Below are 17525 nucleotides of genomic sequence, written 5' to 3' on the forward strand. Positions count from 1 at the left end.
CTATTCTCTCGCCTCCATGCAGTTTGACCACAAGTCATCGAAAGCAGCTACCATTCGGTCGATAGTGAAATGCGTCCTTATATGCTCCGCCGAGGAACGGCGACGTTGTGCCCAAAGCGAAGGGGAGGTTTCGCGCTCTTTGATTGCCTGATGTATGGCATCGGCAAGTTTCTTGGAATCACGCGGGGGGACAACCCACCCCCACTTACCAATAATCATTGACGTGTCTCCAACGTCCGTGCCGACACAGGGTGTACCACATGCCATCGCCTCAGCGATCACGTTGGGAAAAGCCTCGCCAAATGAACTCGAGAGAACGTGCAGGTCAAGAGCGTTCATGACTGTCGGAATATCCGATCGCAACCCCAGAAGTTTAACTTCGTGCTGAAGATCAAACTTCTCGATCCACCTTACGAGCGTCTCATTGTCAGCGTCTAGATCGGCACCTACCAGTAGGCAGCGAAAGTCCACACCTCGCGCTTTGAGATCAACCAAAGCTCTCAGTAAATTTTCGTGATCTTTCTGTGCATTGAAGCGCCCAACCATACCCAAGATGGGCAAATGCAGTTCGCTATCAGAAAGAAATATCTGACGCGCCCCCCTATTCTCCATATAGGGATAAAAATCAGAAAGGTCGTAACCGTTGGGGATCACGATCAACTTTTCGGAACGATATCCAAGGGATTCATGCACACGCGCCGCTTCGTGCGCACAGCAGACGATTCTGCATGGAACCAACCCGGACAACGAGGCGCACAGCCTAGCGGTCAAAATAGATGAGCGAGAGCTCTTGCCGGGTTCAAGTGTCGTATGTCGAATGCCCCAGCAGACATGACGAACTCCGGCAAGACGAGCACAAACACCGCCAATCAGATCTGGATGGTACATCCACGTCTGGACGACATCCGGGCGATACGATCTTAAAAGTCTCCAGAGAGCCAGAAACCCCTTTAATAGACCGCCCCGTCGGGTAAAATCCAACGCCTCGACAACAATGCCTTGTTCAATTAGCCTTGCCTCTAACGCCCCACCACCGATCATGGCAACCACGGTATGCTTGTTATTCGTGTCGCGCATGCATAGGCGGCAGAGTGCCGACTGAGCGCCACCAGGGTAGAGACTGGTAATGATGTGGAAGATATGCATGACAGAAAAATCACCTTCATGGCAAGTTAAGTTCTTTATTATTCTAAGTGGCAGGATCAAGCTCCCATAACCGACCTAACCACTTATCATATATAATGGAAGAAAACCTGCCTCTTCCAGAAGCATGCGCAAAAGTTATTTCACCGAAATATATATTTCCGTCAATATTGTAAAGGTCAACTCTGGCATGTGAAAAAGGGAGTGCGAGCAACTTTGCAATTTCAAGCATCTTGCCGTACCCAGGCGGACGTATTATGCTGGTTCTAAGGCAAGGCTGCTTCCAGGAAAAAGGCAACCACTCAAGCGACTCATTAAAAAAGGAACGATGCAACATCCTGTGGCGGTCGTAATCCATTTGCAGTATTACTGTCTGCTTGCTACCGTCACGACTATTAAATACATGGAATTTGTAGTCACAAGGATCAGAGCCATCAGCCATACGCAGCTTTCGCTCAACAAGCACCCTTGGCTTTATATGACTGTACCAAGGCTCCTGTTTTACCTTTCCATAGTCCTCAGAAAGCTGCTGATTAATATTGCGGCAAACTCTACGGATGGCTTCTTCATTATCATCAGCCTCGAGAAACTGAACTGGACCAGAGTTGTGGTTTGCCTTAACGACCAAAGGACCATAATCTGTCATTAGCTGCTTGGCTTGTTTGGGCGTGATTGTTTCGCCAATGAAAACGCTGTCAATGATGTGTTCGCGTCCAATTTTTTCGGCCACATACTCTTTCACCGCAACCTTGTCAGAGCATGTAACAAATAGTGAATTTTTCCAATACAGCTTCCTGTAGTTTACTTTCTGGTTATAAGTGACTGGTTTGTTGAACTGAGGATAATAACCAGCGCGCAGCATGAAGGCAGCTCTTTCGCGAATGCCAACAGGAACCAGGCGATAGATTTTTTTCATGACATAATTCCTCCCAGATTAGAACCAGGATAAAACTACCGACTTAAGGAATAGCGCCTATGAAGGGATTCGAGAAATTCAAAAGGCAACAAAGAAATCAGGAACCACTTGCTGCAAAAAAACAGATCCACTTCCCAGAAGAAACACCTGCGAAGCTCAGATGGCTTTATGGGAGAATTAATTTTATTCATTTCAAGCCAGGCGTATTTCACCATTTTATTGGCATATCTCTTTAATATTCTCGACTGCTTTTCATCGATATAGGGTTCCAAGTCGCTCACCATTTCATGGAACAGACGCATCGAAGGAACACTATTGCGAGAAACAAAGGAAGCTTGACGATAGGAAATAGAAGCGACATGAGGCGACCAAACCATGCGCTTCATTCTTGCCAAGAGCTCTACCCATGTATAAAGGTCACCTGAACGCTCGGTACGTCCCTCCGGGAAAATGGAGCTTCGGTAGAGTGCATCCCGTTTTACTAGGATCGAATTGGTACCCATGGCCCGCAACCCTTTGCAAGCAAACTCAAGGTAGTCGGATAGGTAAAGTATCTGCGGGCCATGATCAATAAATCGTTTTGCAAAAGGATCCAGCTTCTTCGTACCGCCTACATCACTCATCCGGGCGGCACTGACAATGGAAATATCTGGAAACTCGCTGGCGATTCGCATTGATTGAGTTAGATGCTCAGGAAACCAAGCGTCATCGGCATCAAGCAAAGCAATCCAGCTTCCCCGGGCTTCGCGAATGCCATAGTTCCGCGCGGCATAGCCCCCAGGGCCGGGTTGCGGACGGTGCAGTACACGAATTCTCGAATCCTTGAATTCTGCCACTTTCTGCATGCTGCGGTCAGTGGAAGCATCATCGACGATGATGAGTTCAAAGTCTGTGTATGTCTGGGCCAATGCTGACTTAATCGCTCGTGAAACGTAATTTTCCTTGTTGTATACAGGTACTACTATGGAAATTAGCGTACTCATGGCTACCTTCCTTTAAGAATTAGGATAAATAAATTACGTAACGCTGAGCATTAAGCGGCAGCAATTTTGTTACCAGAGGAATGCAAATTGGCGTATCTGTAGCAGAGCCCCACTCCTACAACCAGCCACATAAGCCTTGCCGAATAGCCTTTAAAGATAAATGGCTCCTTGTATTCAGCAATAAACATGATGATCATGAACACAAGCCAAAAACTCTTGTAATGCGTTACGTGGTAGACGCATTTACCCAGAAAGGCCACAAAAATGTAGAACGCGATAGCCACGGGAATACCTAGCGCAGTGAACATTCGCATGTAGCCGAGATCCACACTGCCCTTTAATCCAAAGTCACCACTATGCACGCCAACACCGAACAGCAGCTTAGGCCACTCATTCGGAATATTTATCATTCTCGCCAAAGCTGCCGTGGTGCCTTCCTGTTGGACGCCCTCTATACCTCGATATAAGAAATTTATAGAATAGGAGAGGACGTTTTCAGGAAACAGGAAAGCAAAGACGGGGGGTACAGCCATGACAATTCCAGCAATAGTGGCATAAAGGAGTAATCGGCGAAGCGACAGTTTCTCCCTTGAAAGAATGAAGTTAAGAACGTGAAATAAAGCGATACCTATAATCGCCACCACAATACCTGTACGGCCAATGAACAGAAGAGAAGTAAATATGGTCACCGAAGCGGTAACAAAATAAAGAAAGCCTATTTTTTTCTTTATATAAAGCGCCTGCAGCAGTATCAAGACCGTGCCATGGAAGAGGGACAGATTTGCCGCCCCGCCTGAAGCTATACCTCTCAGACGGAACTCTCTGTTCAAGTAATCTATATTAGCATTTTCCGGCTGATAAAGCATCGATTCAATAAAAGCTCGAAATGGCGGTAAATTGTATTCGACAAGAATGACCAAAGCATTCAAAAATACTATAAAAGCCACAAGCTTGAAGCACAAAGTCAAGACCTGATCCATGTCCAGCGACTTAATTACCAACGACAAGGCCAAAACATAACCGAGCAATATGTAGAGAGCGACCTGTATCATATAGGTCAAGAATGTCGTAGCAAAAACTTCGGTATAGAAAATGAAAATAGTTAAATTATACAGACAAAAGAAACAAAGCCCTATAAAAGTTACAACCAAAGGTACCTGTTGCATTGCCTTGAGAGTAATAGCTGGGTGCGATACCAGTAACATCACGATAGACAGCATGCCACCGTGAAGCACGGCAGCTCGCAAATCAAAATATGGGCTCAATAGATAAAGGTACAGGAACAGTGTCAGCCAGCAGATATGCGTAGAGCTAATTCCGTGTATATAACGAAGCCCTCCGCGAATGCTATCTACGTCTGCTGTTTTAGTCGTATATTTCACGGCATTCCACCTTCAACATATCTGCGGAAGATAAGCTCCCAAAGCCTGATGGTTGTCCACCAGGCCGTGGCGGGCCGTTGTTATTTATACGAATAGCTGTAATAGCCGTATCCGTAGCTAATAGCAGCCGTTTTCTCGATGGCGTTTAAAATACAGCCCTGCACTTGCACGCCTGTATTTGCCAGTCTGCGCGACGCAACCTTGACCTCTCTTACCGGATTAACGCCAAAGCGGGCCACGAGAAGAGACGTACCAGCAACCTTGCCTATAATCGACGCATCGGTAACCGCCAAGATAGGAGGTGTGTCAATGAGCACGAGGTCATACTCCTGTGCTACTTGGCCAATCGCTTCAGCAAAGCTATGGCGCATCAGGAGTTCCGATGGGTTAGGCGGCGCTACACCACGGGTTATGTAATGCAGGCCGGGCACATCTGAACGTCTGATCGCCTTTTCGACAGGCAGCTTGCTCGCGAGTACTTCTGAGAGACCATTTTCTGATTTGTCGTTGAAGGTAAAATGCAAATTACCCTTGCGCATATCTGCATCAATGACCAGTACTCGCTGTCCTGCTTGAGCGCAGACAAAGGCCAGATTAATGGTAACGAAGCTCTTACCTATACCAGGGCTAGGCCCCGTGATCATAATTGCGTTATTGCGCGCATCCATCATGGCAAAGTGCAGACTGGTACGGAGACCGCGGATAGCCTCGACTGCCATGTCCGTTGGGTACAACTTGGCTAGAAAACTCCCAATGGCATGCTGACTCGCCTTGTTATTACGGTACTTAACACGCTTTACCAGTTTCATCTGGTCAGCAGAACGAGGAACCGTAGCATAGACAGGCAGCCCAATATCTTCAAGCTGCTCGGCGCTCTCGACACCTTTACTTAAAAAGCCGCGCAGCAAAACAAAGCTTACAGCAAGCAAGCACCCTACCAGTAGTGAAATAATGACGATTAGACCGGATTTCGGTTTGATGGGGGCTGATCGCGTCATTGCGAAATCAATGATTCTTACATTGCCGACGGTTGCGGCTTTCGCAATGTTGAGCTCTTGCATGCGGTTCAAGAGTTGAACGTATATTTGCTGAGTGACTTCGACATCGCGATTCATGCGCAGAATCTGCTGCTGGGTTTCCGGCAGGTTGCTGGTACGCTGTTCCATGTTAGCGCGTTCGCGCTCAAGCTGAGCCCTTTTGTCCAGCAATGCGGCATAGACAGGATGATTTGGAGTGAATCGGCGCGACAATTCGGCTTCCTGCATTTCAAGGTCATTCAAGCGACTCTCGAGGTCCACCATGGCAGCAAGTATGTTGCGTGTCTCTTCGGTGAGATCCACGCTTTCCTGCTCCATCCTGTAAGAATTGAGCCGATTTTCCGCCTCTACCAGTTGATCACGTACTTTGGGCAGTTGTTCATCCAAGAATACCAGGCTATTTTCCGCTTCAGCGGCCTGCCTGGCAATATTTTGGGCCAGATATACTTCAGTAATCGCATCGAGAGAAGACTCTACTTCATCTTTGTCAGGCCCTGTTAGAACTAGCTGCAACACTCCGGTATCTCGTTCGCCTTTCTGAGTAACGACGAAACGGTTTCTGAGATAATCGATAGTAGCCTGCTGGCTTCGTTTACGCAGTTCGAACTGAGCTCCCACCGGCGCTTGTATTTCACTTACGTAAATTTCAATCCAGGGGTTGCTTGATGCGGAGCGCTCACCCGCGCGACCAAACAGTAATTCCTCACCTTCAGGCCCGAGAACTCGATATCCGCTCTCTTCGATTTCAAGCGTTAGCGGCTTGTTCTCCAACTCGGGGGCAACGCTTAGTGATTCGACGTGGACATGCTCGCCTCCCCAGATTTCCGGCCTTCCCTGCGCGAAATCGGGCCTGGGTATATCATAGCGGATAATCGCATTACCAATTAACGGGAACACAACAGGGGTCACGCTAATATCAAGTTTCTGCCGATTTGCGGCCTGTCCAACAATGAGCCGAGATTGGAGGATTTCAATCTGTGCCCCGGTGATTGGCTCCTCCTGAAGTAGCATCGCAGCAATCTCATCTGCACCCGTTCTAGGGCCTGTCTTTTCAACCTGAACGAGCGCATCACCTTGATAAATAGGTGTAGCCAATAGCGAATATACTGCCCCCATCATTCCGAACAGCAAGGTCAGGAAGATAATTTTCCACTTGTTGTCTACAAGCATTCCCAGCATGCGCCCTAGGTCAACGTTCTCTTCCCCAGGCATGCTGGTGGTCGGCGCCAAACCAGATCCGGCGTTGACAAGCGGACTTGCACTCAAGCTATTCATCGTCAGCCATCCCTCTGAACACGCGCATCAGGAGTATCATGGGTAGAAACTTAACTATGGTGAGCACAATATCCTGCTCTATCGTGCGAAAAGTGCCCACCATAGGAAAGAGCTTCGGTGTCTTAGAGATCGCCAACTTCATTGGAAGTCGAGGCCACATTACCGGGCAACGATATTGACGGCAGAAGCAGGCTGATTACATTGTTCCAGCGCGCCAGCGGAGCCGAAGTTACGTAAACGACATCATGCGGTTCGAGAGGAAAATAGGATCCCATATTAAGCGCGACGGCATTGGAAATATCGAGTTGGTACACAGTCGCCATCTTGCTGCTTCCCGCAGGATTACCGCGAATCACGAATATACCCGACGGTTCTGCCCTGGACTCGACAACTCCACCCGCGCGTCCGAGTGCGTCGGTCAAGCTCATACGCTCCCTTCCCGTCGTGATGTTACCAGGGTTCCTGACTTGTCCCATCACCGATATGTTCTGATTTTCGGAAGAAGCTACATGGAGTAAGTCGCCTGGCTGCAGAAGCGAATTGTGTGTTAGGTTCCCCTTTTTCAGCATTTCATAAAGAGAGAATGTTCTATCCTGGCCATTCCGTGTCAAGGTGATATTATGCCAATTAGCATTTTCTGTTGCTCCACCAGCTGCGCTAATTGCATCCAATATTGTCAGCGGAACATTTGTGATAGGTTGCGCACCAGGTGTATTGACCTCTCCGCTCACGTAAATTTTCTTGGAGTGAAAAGCAGCCACTCTGACCTCAACCTGAGGCTCGGTAACATAAGTTGAAAGACGGCTGGTAATCATTTGCCGAATTTCACCGACTGTACGACCTTCGACTTTTAAATTCCCGATATAAGGATAGTAGATAGTTCCATCGGAGTGGACTATATTGCCAGACTCCTCTGCGCTACGCTCCCCACCCGCCGGGATGGTAAGCTCTGGATGCTCGTAGACAACGATATTCAGTACATCACCGGGGCCGACTCGGTACTCATAATTTTCAATTTCGCTCGCTAGCTCCGGCGTGATGCCTTGAGCCTTGCTGGTGCCGTTATCCATGCGATACGCCGAAATCAATTCCGGAGTAATCGTAATGATATCGACCTGTTCATCCAATGATACTTCCTGGGCCTCATAATCGATATGGCCTCCAGGTGCAAGGGCACACCCACCTGCCAAGCCCAGTGGCAGCAACGTAACAACGAAGCAGGCACCACGTGCAAATTTTTTCATTGTCTTCTCCCTTGCTTTCGAGACATTCCGCGTGCTCATGGCAGTTTCCCCTAATGCATGCGATCCCCATGAATAGCAGATGGACCCTAGGGTTCCTGCATAGAGATCCGCGTCCTTTTCCTGCTTCCCCGTCTGCTAGCTGAAGGCTTGGTAGATTCACCAATCAGCCAGACGTTACAGGAATACAATAACCATTACACATGCTTACAAAAAATACGAACCTGAAAGTGAATGGATTTCTTCATACGGGAAGACTGAGTCAAGGCATAACTGACGTCATCGATCCTGCTGGGTGAATACACGTAGGCGCTTGATATAAATAATTTTTTTATTGGCACGGAGGATCGCTTGATTTCGATGCTACCTGTGTCCAGCAGCTTCATGCATGGGAGCAGGATTAGAGTATGAAAAACATAAGCCATAGGGTACTCTTTGGCTCATCAGCAGCTCTCGCATCGAAGAGGATTATCTAATTTACAACTATGTAGCGCTTAGCTCTCGTTCGCTTTTGACACAAGAATACTCTTTATTTTCTCGACAACATAACTTGTGGCAGCGCTTGTAATATGCTGGCTATCACTGAAGTAAGACCACGACTCATTGTCAACCATGCATACAGGCGTGCAAAAAATTTTATGAGGCTCCAAAATTGTCACGCCGCTGGTTAATTCAAATTTTTGAAAGAAAAAACTTGCGGAACTTAACCCCTCAAGATTATTTATTCTTAGCGATCTCAAGCCGGCTTGATAGATTTCTTCAGTGAGTCCTATAGATGGTTGCAAGTTCGTAGTACCAGACACTCTTGGGTGGGCTCCGATTATAATCACCTCTTCTGCATACTTTAAGAAATGCTCAATCGTCTGATTTAGAAATCCAGTCCATCTGTCATAACTATTTTCACTGTCAGGAAAGTTCGTGATTAAATCTTGATAAGATTCCCAGGATTGAGAAATCACCACATAATCATATCTTTTCGGAGATCTGTATAAACTTTCCCTTAAGTCATTACATGATATATCTGCGTATTTATCGATAAATTCTACCCCTTTCAGAAGCACACAACCGCCCCTCGTTACTGTATCCACCTCGCCTGAGCTAAAACCAAGAGCAATGCTCAACGGAAAAACGTACTGCTGCAATACTGAGTCTCCAACAAATAAAACCTCACCCTTTTCAGCACTTGCAACTTTAAAGCCTCGCTCGTAGTATTTGTGAAAAGTAGATGAATGCGACTCACTGACTTGCAAGGCAAACCGGTTCAAGTATTCAAACCTTTCTGGTAGGCCGTTTGTTTTTGCAACAGCTAATCCCGTGGCAGCTAAAACTGGAATAGAAAGAGAAATCATTCCTATGGTCACAGAAGATTTTAATGAACTTGAACGTCCGATGCTTCTAATTGGATGCTCGATGTAACGGTAGGTTGCCATCGCCATGAGAGAAGATAAAACAACAATAGTCATGAATAAAACATAGCCTGGCATTGCCATGTCAAAGTAACGGATGAAGGAAACAAGAGGTTGATGGTATAAGTACATAGGATAAGATATTAATCCGATAAAAACCAAAATTCTGTGAGAAAGCACCTGGGTAACTATGCCTTTGCTAGGAAAGGCGATGATAAGCGCAACGCCAATACATGGTGCTAATGCATTATAGCCTGGAAATGCAGTGTTCTTGTCATAAAGCAGTACGGGCGCAAGCATAAGAGCCAAACCCAAATAATTCATATACTTGCTGAAATGCATGTTAATATTTAGGCTCTTATATTTTGAAAGAACTAGTGCCGTAAGCGAGCCGATCAACAGCTCGTTTGCTCGATATTGCAATAAAAAATATGCCTGGCTATTTCCAGCGTTGGTTGCTGCTATTGCTATTATTGTTGTCGCTATAAAGGCAAGGCATGACAATGGAATCACCGAAACATTCGAGATCCTAAAAGCAACCAATAGCAGAACGGGCCAAACAAGATAAAACTGCTCTTCGACACCAAGCGACCATAAATGAATTAAAGGTTGGTTGGCCGCATCTTCCGCGAAGTAATCGACACCCTGGGCAAACAAAAGATTTGCAGCCCCTATTGATGAAAAAAAAATTTCTTTCCCCAATCTGTCAAACGACTTGCTCGTGTAGTAGTAGAAACCGAAAGCAAGCACTATGAGTAGAGTTATAATAAAAGAAGGGAGAAGCCTAGCAGCTCGCCTCTTGTAAAATCCAATATAGCTGAATTCGTTATTTTTAACTTCGCTATAAATGACACTTGTAATAATGTAACCGCTAATCACAAAGAATATATCAACACCGACATAACCACCAGGAAAAAATTCCAGCCCTGTATGAAAGGCTATGACGGATAGAACGGCTAGAGCTCTTAAACCATCTATGTCTTTTCTATAGGTCAACACTTGTTTACCCATGATTTTTATTTTATCCTGTCTTCTTCAACAGAGCAGCTTTAGTTTAATTTTCAAGCGAGAGAAAATGAGGGAACCGCTACATTTTTAGATAGTATAAACAAGCGGCACTGCTAAAAAATTGTGGTCTCAGAGCTTCGTTATTAGACACATAAAGCTTTTCTGGCTTGTTACATTATTCATGCTCGATAGCGATATTTCTGCCAATATCCACCACTCCGCCAGACCTGTTTATCAGCCTCATGAAATTATTACCTATCATTCCTGTAACCTCGTGTGAGGTAACGATGGCATTACTCCCGTCCCCATCGTTACCCTGTATGTCAACCTGTCTGGACCAGAGAAGACGAATATTTCCTCCCTGCAGATAGTTGTCCTTAATCTTGACGATTCGGGTAAATTTATCTGCCTTACCCTGATAGGCATCTGTTATTGCCGATCTAGATGTCTTGAATTGGTTTCCCGTAATCCATAATCCAGTCGAAATCTCACCATCACGCGTCATGTGAAAACCACCATAGACGCACCCTCGCTCAACGTGGTCCGCAGTGTTATGCAGTACGTGAATACCTCGATGCCGATCGATCCAGTAAGCGTTCCTGGTATTTTTTGCGCTATTGCCAATGAGCTGCGTGTCATAAGCCGAGGCGAGACGGAATCCATGGAGGACTTGGCCATCTGTATGATTGCTCATGATCAGAATATTCTGAGCACCACCTTCGCAGCCTATTCCTACTTGTCCGCGCAGAGCACGGCATTGACGTATTATGCCGCGATGAGTCGAATTCCAGAAGTTACTACGTATATCGTTGGTGAAGCGGCCGATACCGTAGCCAGTAACGAAGATTCCATAGCTCGATGCATCTTCCGTTCTGACTCGTTCAATCAGGAAGTCTGACATCCCCTCAAGACGAATCAGAGGGCCATTGTCCGTTGCGTGCTTGTCAGCACCAACCACGCAGAAGTCTGAGAGAAAAATGCCATGCGGATGGAGGCTGTCCCCAACATCCAAGTGCATTGCGACATAATCATCCTGACGCCAGTCTTCCGCTCTAGCCTCAAGGATGGTTCTTTCCATACCCTGCCCACTGAGGCGTGTACCGTCATGCAAGCGCAGTTTTCGATAAAGATACCAATGACCCGCCTCGATAATACCTACTATTCCATCGGTAGCTACGTTATCCAGGAAAGTTTGCAGCTGCTGCTGGTCACGGATGGGATCGCCTGTAGGTGCCATGCCCATTTCGCTGGTGGTCATGCTGCCGGGTCGGCACCCTCTTTTTCGTAACCTATCGCCTACTTGGCCATTACCTGCAGCACGCATACTGACTGTCGAGTTAGCTTGAGAAGCGTTAGCCAAGCTTCCAACCGACCCTAGAGACATGATCAGCCTCCTTTCTGTGTGATCAGCTATGTGCCGCCATGCGCTGGAATATTTCATTGCGACTGGACAGCTCTCCATAGCTCCCTGAATCGATCACCCGCCCCTCCTTCATGAGGTAGATTCGGTTGCATTGGCGAACCGTTGCGAGTCTATGCGCAATCATGATAATGGTCTTCTTGCCCATGATCTCGTGGATGGCTTCCATGATAATTTTTTCTGTAATTCCATCCAGAGCACTGGTTGCTTCGTCCAAAATGAGTACTTCAGCATCGTGGTACAGTGCCCGGGCGATACCAATGCGTTGGCGTTGCCCGCCAGAAAGCTGTACGCCCCTTTCTCCTACGCAAGTGTCTAATCCATTGGGCAACTCCTCAAGAAGCTCATGGAGGTTTGCCAGCTCGGCAGCGCGTTTCAATCCTTCTTCGTCGATGTCTTCAGGTGCTACCCCGAAAGCAATATTTTCTCGTATACTAGCATCCGCAAGAAAGATGCTTTGTGGAACGAACCCGAGTGTATTTTGCCACTGCCGCTTATTGTGCGCTTCGATACGAACGCCGTCGATGCTGATTTCGCCCTGATCCGGCTCGATGAGCCCAAGAAGAATATCAATGATCGTAGATTTTCCTGAGCCCGAGGCGCCTACAACACCGATCATACGATTGGCCGGAATTTCCATGCTGACTCCGTTAAGCGCAAATTCACGCGAACCGGGATAGCTGAACACAATGTTATCCAACTGAATAGTTTCTTGAGGTACGATATTCCCGGCTATATCTTTTCTTGTTGCCAAGCGCCGCTCCTGCTCCCTAGGCTCCGAGCTTTCATAGAGATCGTCTCTCACCGCTTCGAAGGATGCCAGGTTACCCCTGATCTGAGACAAGCTGGAATAAACCTTTTGCAGCGCCGGCAATATCTTGAACCCTGCCATCGCATATATCGATAGTATCGGCAAAATGGTTCCTAAATTACCATTGTGGCTAGCCAACAGGTACAAAACCAGAAATATCACACTGGAAAAGGCTACGAGCTCCATTGCATAGCGAGGAACCTGACTGATGGCCTGATTGCTGCCTGCTGCTTGTGCGAATTGCATGCTTGGCTTTTCGAATCGTTCGATGAAGGTATTTTGGTGGCCCAACAACAGCGCGTCCTTGATGCCTCCAAAACCCTCCGCCATCAGTTTGAAGCGTTGTGACTGCGTCTCGGAGATTGTCTTGCCGTTCTTGGCAAGTCGACGACGCACTGTAACGAAAAGAAGATAATAGGAAGCCACGAAAATTGAAATACCTATTAATGCCACCATCGGATCATAAATAAAAATGACAATGGACATTAAAAAAGCCATGACAAGCTTGGCATTCATGTGCAACAGAGGATTAATGACGAAATTCGTCATCCGCAAGGTTTCTTGAGAAATCTGTTTGGTAAGATGACTACTGCTGGTAGTGGCATGATATAACCAAGGTTGGTGCATATAGTACCGATAAAGCCTGTTTCCCAACTCTGCGCCTACTTTTGCTCCGTATAGCGATAACCGCCATACCGTATACATCGATATGAAGGAAGCCGCTGCCAGCACTATCAGAACCATGATCCCCAGCCAAAAAAGAAAATCGCTGGGAGTTCCAACACCGCTCATACGGTACAGGGTCGAGGCAACACCTTCAGATTCCTCCAATATTCTCATGTCACCTACCAGTGCCATGAACGGGCCAATGGACATGACGCCTGCTATCTCGGCAAAGGACATTACAATGATAAGACCCTGCAGCTTCAAGAGTTTCATGCGCTGCTCTCTGGTCAGCAAAACGTAAAGATCCTTCAATTTCCTTAGCATGTTATATTCCTTATGCCGATCGCAATGTAATCAGTTAAACCAGATATTAGAATACTGGCAGTCGAAATTTCTCCTCTTACTTGTATTTTCTGGGTTATTCATGTTGGCCGCGCAAATCCCTGCTGATAAACTTCACCACTGTTTGTTTTTTTTCTGGTTTCAGTGTCGTCAATATTTACTTCGGGAAGTGAAACGCTGATACATGTATAATCGTACTCGCTATTTACTTTCTCCACCTTTGGTTTATAACCAATACTTAGAGCCAAGCCCAACATGATGACCCATGCCTTGTAAAACTTCCTTTTGGCGACCATTTTTAGCGCCAAAATTACGTTATTGAATATAATGGACATGGTTCTGCGCTTGGTCTTATAAACTTTCGATATGTACAAATTATTTCTTATGAAGTTTTTATAATAACCAATTCGTGTAGGGTTAGACTCAGCGACGATACTTATCGTTCCACCACCATGCCGCAAGTGTACAACATGGCTTGTACCAACCAAGTACCCTGGTTGTTCACGGGTAATTCGCAAGGTGAACTCGGCATCTTCTCCCCAAATATACATGGACGAAATGGGAAGACCATATTTTTCCAGGGTTGTTCGAGGCACCAAGATAGAGACGAACGTACCACTTCCGATCGCCACTAAGCCATGTTCCAATTGTTCAGGCCAATCGAAATATCCTGCCCCGTTCCTGGCATTACTGACTTGGGGGGTATTGCATACCTGGCCATGCTCGGTATAGGCGGTCGAAAGAAGATAGCTTCTTCTCATACCCCTCTTCTCAAGAAATTCATCGGCCTTCAGTAGCTTTTCCAAGGCTTCCGGATCCGGAATGACATCATCGTCCATCATCCATACATGGTCTGCGCCGTTATCGTAGGCCAATCTAAACCCAGCATTAAAGCCGCCTGCCGCGCCAACGTTTCTCTTCATTGTATAGACTTTTATATCCGGATACTTACCGCTTTTCAGATACTCAAGCGTTCCATCAGTACTGGCATTGTTGATCACCATGACCATGTGACAGGGGCGAGTCTGGGAGTAAACGGCCTTGAGGCAGCGTTCGAGCAGTTCCCTTCGATTGTACGTAAGGATAACGCAGATCACCTTGTTTGCCATGATGTTCTCCCTGCGATAATCGTTTTTAATATTCTACCTCAATAAAGTGGAGAGGTGCGTTCGTTCATCAATGGCCAACCGGCATCTTTATCCGAGATAACCGAAACAGGCAATGGCCATTCGATGCCGAGGACTTCATCATCATATCTTAATCCATCTTCGGATGACGGTGTGTAGGGTGCTGTCACGAGGTAACTGACTTCGACGTTATCTGTCAATGTCATGAACGAGTGAGCAAATCCCTTGGGCACAAAAAGTTGCATTCTATTCCTGCTTGTAAGTTCGAATATTTGATGCTGCATGTAAGTGGGTGAGTCCTGACGGATATCGACGATGACGTCGATGATGGCTCCGCTGATGCAACGAATCAGCTTGTCTTCTCCATGCGGAGCCTTTTGAAAGTGTAAGCCACGTAGTGTGCCTCGCTGGGCCGAGAAAGAGGTATTTTGTTGAACGAAGTCGCTTTCAATGCCTATTGCGGAGAATTCTTCTCGACACATGGTTCTTGCAAAGAAACCTCTGTCGTCGCCTCGAGGCTCAAGTTCCACCAGGTAGGCATCCTTGAGGTCTGTCTGGATGAACTTCATACTTCCCCCCTATCGTCAATTTTCTCGAAGAAAACGTTTTCCTGCTCGCGATACAATCGGTCAATCTGGCGTCCTTCAGGAAATCGAACATCATCGAATGTCAGCGGCACATTCTTTTCAATACGCTTTTTCACTACGCAATCGAGTGCCAAGCCTATGGGCAAAAGCCTCTCTCTACGAATGACTTCCATATTCTCGGCGACTCCGTACACTTCGAAACCGCCAAACTCCCGAATGGTTGTTCCCTCTTCGAGATCCTTCTTGGCAATGGCGACGACACCAACCGTCGGGGCGCCACGAGGCGCCAGGACAGGATCGTTGAACAACACGGCTCGTGCGACCGAAGTCGGCACTTCGAAATGGCAAAGATGATAGGGTGTGTAGAAGCAATAGTAAGGTCCCTTTCCCAACTTGTAGAGTTCGAGGTAGTGCTGCTTTCGCGGATCGGATACTGTCCCGATGGCGAAGACGCCAGGGCCCGGCCGTGCCCCCACCACGTAGTCGACGAGACCGGGCCCTGAGGCATCAAGGTAAGGCTCGAAGCTGGATAGCGTTTCTTCGATGGGCACCAGCGGTGAGCCGGGGTCGCCGTTCGAGAAATCAGGGCCGAGCATACCGCGGCGGGCAACTTGCATTCCCGTACCATTCGCCACTATCGCCTGCTCGAATGAGATCTTCGTACCATCAGCGAAAGAGGCCACCATGGCGGGCTTTTGGCCCCATCGCTCCGCGAACGCTCGTTGCGTTTCAGGATTACGGTAAGGATCATGCAATCCCTTGATGTTACCGCTCAGTACAGGTTTAATTCCCAATCCTTCAACGAACCGAAGCAGATTCATCTGTACACCCGGTTGATCACCATCCGAGAAGGTATAGATCAGGCCGGCTTGTTCCGCCTTGCGCTTCAGGATTGGTCCGATCGTTCCATCTAGCTCCGCATTCATCTGGATGACGTGTTTGCCGCTTGAGATGGCTGTCAGCACCGCCTCTGCCGCGTATTCGATAGACCCCGTGACCTCGATGATGGCATCCAGGCCGTTGGAAGCGGCCATGGCCGTGGCATCTTCCGTCACCACGGGCTGCCCCCTGGCGATTGCCGATTCGATCGCCGCCATCGTATCGCAACGCTCGGGGGCGACCCCCACCTGCTCGAATACCGTGACGGCCGATTCGACATGGCGATTTGCAATGGCGCAAAGGGTCATGCCTGGTGTTGCGGTCATAATCTGTAAGCCGATGCCTTTGCCCTGGAAACCCGCGCCGATCATGCCCACACGTATCGGTTTGTTGTCCGCTTCTCGCTTGGCTAATGCCGTATCTACGATGATCATTGGTCTTTTTTCATCCCGGCTTCTGGTTGAAAGCGAATGGAGAACTAACGGCTCAGTCTTTCCAGACTTTCCATGGCGGCGTATTCGCCCATGCCGCTTCGAGCACCATCTTGTCACGTAGCGAGTCCATGCTTTGCCAGTAGCCCTGATGATGGTAATAACCCAACTTGCCCATCTGCACCATGCGCTCCATGGGCTCGTTCTCCCAAGTCGTACGATCATCATCGATCAGATCAAGGACTTCGGGCTCGCAGACGAAGAAACCGCCGTTGATCAAACCTCCGTCGACGGCGCCCTTTTCACGAAAAGCCATGACGTGATTGCTGCTTTCGTCCAGCCTGAGTGCGCCATAGCGTCCCGGCTGGGTAACTGCCGTCAGCGTGCACCAGCATCCTGATTGCTTGTGGCTTTCGATCAGTTTACCAATATCCACATCACTGACCCCGTCTCCATACGTCAAGCAGAAAGTTTCATCGTTGATGAGATGTTTGGCTCGCTTTATCCTTCCCCCCGTTAGTGACGCAGCACCGGTGTCGAGTACCGTCACATTCCAGTCCTCGCTTACGCCATTCAGCCATTCGACTCGCCCCGTTTTAAGATCGATCGTGTAGTCAGTCTGCCTGCCCCGATAATTGAGGAAATAATTACGAATGTAGTCGACCTTGTACCCGCCAAGTATTACGAAATCCTTCAAGCCGTAATGCGAATAAATCTTCATGATGTGCCACAGTATGGGGCGCTCTCCCACTTCCACCATTGGCTTGGGACGGATAGAGGTCTCCTCACTAAGGCGAGTTCCAAAGCCACCCGCAAGAATCACGACTTTCATGACTATTCTCCCTTATTCAATTTAATTACTTATTATGAT

Annotated in this window: 13 protein-coding genes; all 13 read right to left on the reverse strand. The window is 47.7% G+C overall.

Annotation, left to right across the window (positions count from 1 at the left end; translation table 11 throughout):
* The 13 genes from HBJ55_RS03035 to rfbF all read right to left on the reverse strand — a co-directional run bounded on the left by HBJ55_RS03035 (position 1) and on the right by rfbF (position 17486).
* A complete protein-coding gene (locus HBJ55_RS03035; RefSeq protein ID WP_167110909.1) occupies positions 1 to 1146 on the reverse strand; it encodes a glycosyltransferase in 1146 nt (381 codons plus the stop codon).
* 43 nt (positions 1147 to 1189) lie between these two features.
* Entirely contained in the window at positions 1190 to 2059 is an 870-nt protein-coding gene (locus tag HBJ55_RS03040; protein WP_167110911.1) for an ATP-grasp fold amidoligase family protein, read from the reverse strand.
* A 35-nt stretch (positions 2060 to 2094) separates the two neighbouring features.
* Positions 2095 to 3042, reverse strand: a complete 948-nt coding sequence (locus tag HBJ55_RS03045) for a glycosyltransferase family 2 protein (protein ID WP_167110913.1) — start codon at positions 3040 to 3042, stop codon at positions 2095 to 2097.
* A 50-nt stretch (positions 3043 to 3092) separates the two neighbouring features.
* Positions 3093 to 4424, reverse strand: coding sequence for a hypothetical protein (locus tag HBJ55_RS03050; RefSeq protein WP_167110915.1), 1332 nt, complete (start codon positions 4422 to 4424; stop codon positions 3093 to 3095).
* Between the two features lie 80 nt (positions 4425 to 4504).
* Positions 4505 to 6736 carry a polysaccharide biosynthesis tyrosine autokinase gene (locus HBJ55_RS03055; protein ID WP_206022170.1) on the reverse strand — a complete coding sequence of 744 codons (2232 nt, stop codon included), beginning with the start codon at positions 6734 to 6736 and terminating at the stop codon, positions 4505 to 4507.
* Between the two features lie 122 nt (positions 6737 to 6858).
* Positions 6859 to 7980, reverse strand: a complete 1122-nt coding sequence (locus HBJ55_RS03060; RefSeq protein WP_167110917.1) for a polysaccharide export protein — start codon at positions 7978 to 7980, stop codon at positions 6859 to 6861.
* Between the two features lie 491 nt (positions 7981 to 8471).
* Entirely contained in the window at positions 8472 to 10394 is a 1923-nt protein-coding gene (locus HBJ55_RS03065) for an acyltransferase family protein (protein ID WP_167110919.1), read from the reverse strand.
* 172 nt (positions 10395 to 10566) lie between these two features.
* Positions 10567 to 11649, reverse strand: coding sequence for a right-handed parallel beta-helix repeat-containing protein (locus HBJ55_RS03070; protein WP_167110921.1), 1083 nt, complete (start codon positions 11647 to 11649; stop codon positions 10567 to 10569).
* A 148-nt stretch (positions 11650 to 11797) separates the two neighbouring features.
* Positions 11798 to 13561, reverse strand: coding sequence for an ABC transporter ATP-binding protein (locus tag HBJ55_RS03075; RefSeq protein ID WP_240935964.1), 1764 nt, complete (start codon positions 13559 to 13561; stop codon positions 11798 to 11800).
* A gap of 149 nt (positions 13562 to 13710) precedes the next feature.
* Positions 13711 to 14739, reverse strand: coding sequence for a glycosyltransferase family 2 protein (locus tag HBJ55_RS03080; protein ID WP_167110925.1), 1029 nt, complete (start codon positions 14737 to 14739; stop codon positions 13711 to 13713).
* A gap of 38 nt (positions 14740 to 14777) precedes the next feature.
* On the reverse strand, positions 14778 to 15326 hold the full coding sequence (gene rfbC, locus HBJ55_RS03085; RefSeq protein WP_167110927.1) for a dTDP-4-dehydrorhamnose 3,5-epimerase: 549 nt from the start codon (positions 15324 to 15326) through the stop codon (positions 14778 to 14780).
* Positions 15323 to 16657, reverse strand: a complete 1335-nt coding sequence (locus HBJ55_RS03090) for an NAD(P)H-dependent oxidoreductase (RefSeq protein ID WP_167110929.1) — start codon at positions 16655 to 16657, stop codon at positions 15323 to 15325. Before HBJ55_RS03090 ends, rfbC begins: the two co-directional genes overlap by 4 nt.
* 52 nt (positions 16658 to 16709) lie before the next feature.
* The gene (rfbF, locus tag HBJ55_RS03095) at positions 16710 to 17486 is read right to left on the reverse strand and encodes a glucose-1-phosphate cytidylyltransferase (RefSeq protein WP_167110931.1); all 777 of its coding nucleotides are present in this window, start codon (positions 17484 to 17486) and stop codon (positions 16710 to 16712) included.
* Positions 17487 to 17525: the final 39 nt, after the last annotated feature.

Origin of the sequence: Billgrantia bachuensis, from assembly GCF_011742165.1 — a bacterium.
Classification (GTDB): domain Bacteria; phylum Pseudomonadota; class Gammaproteobacteria; order Pseudomonadales; family Halomonadaceae; genus Halomonas; species Halomonas bachuensis.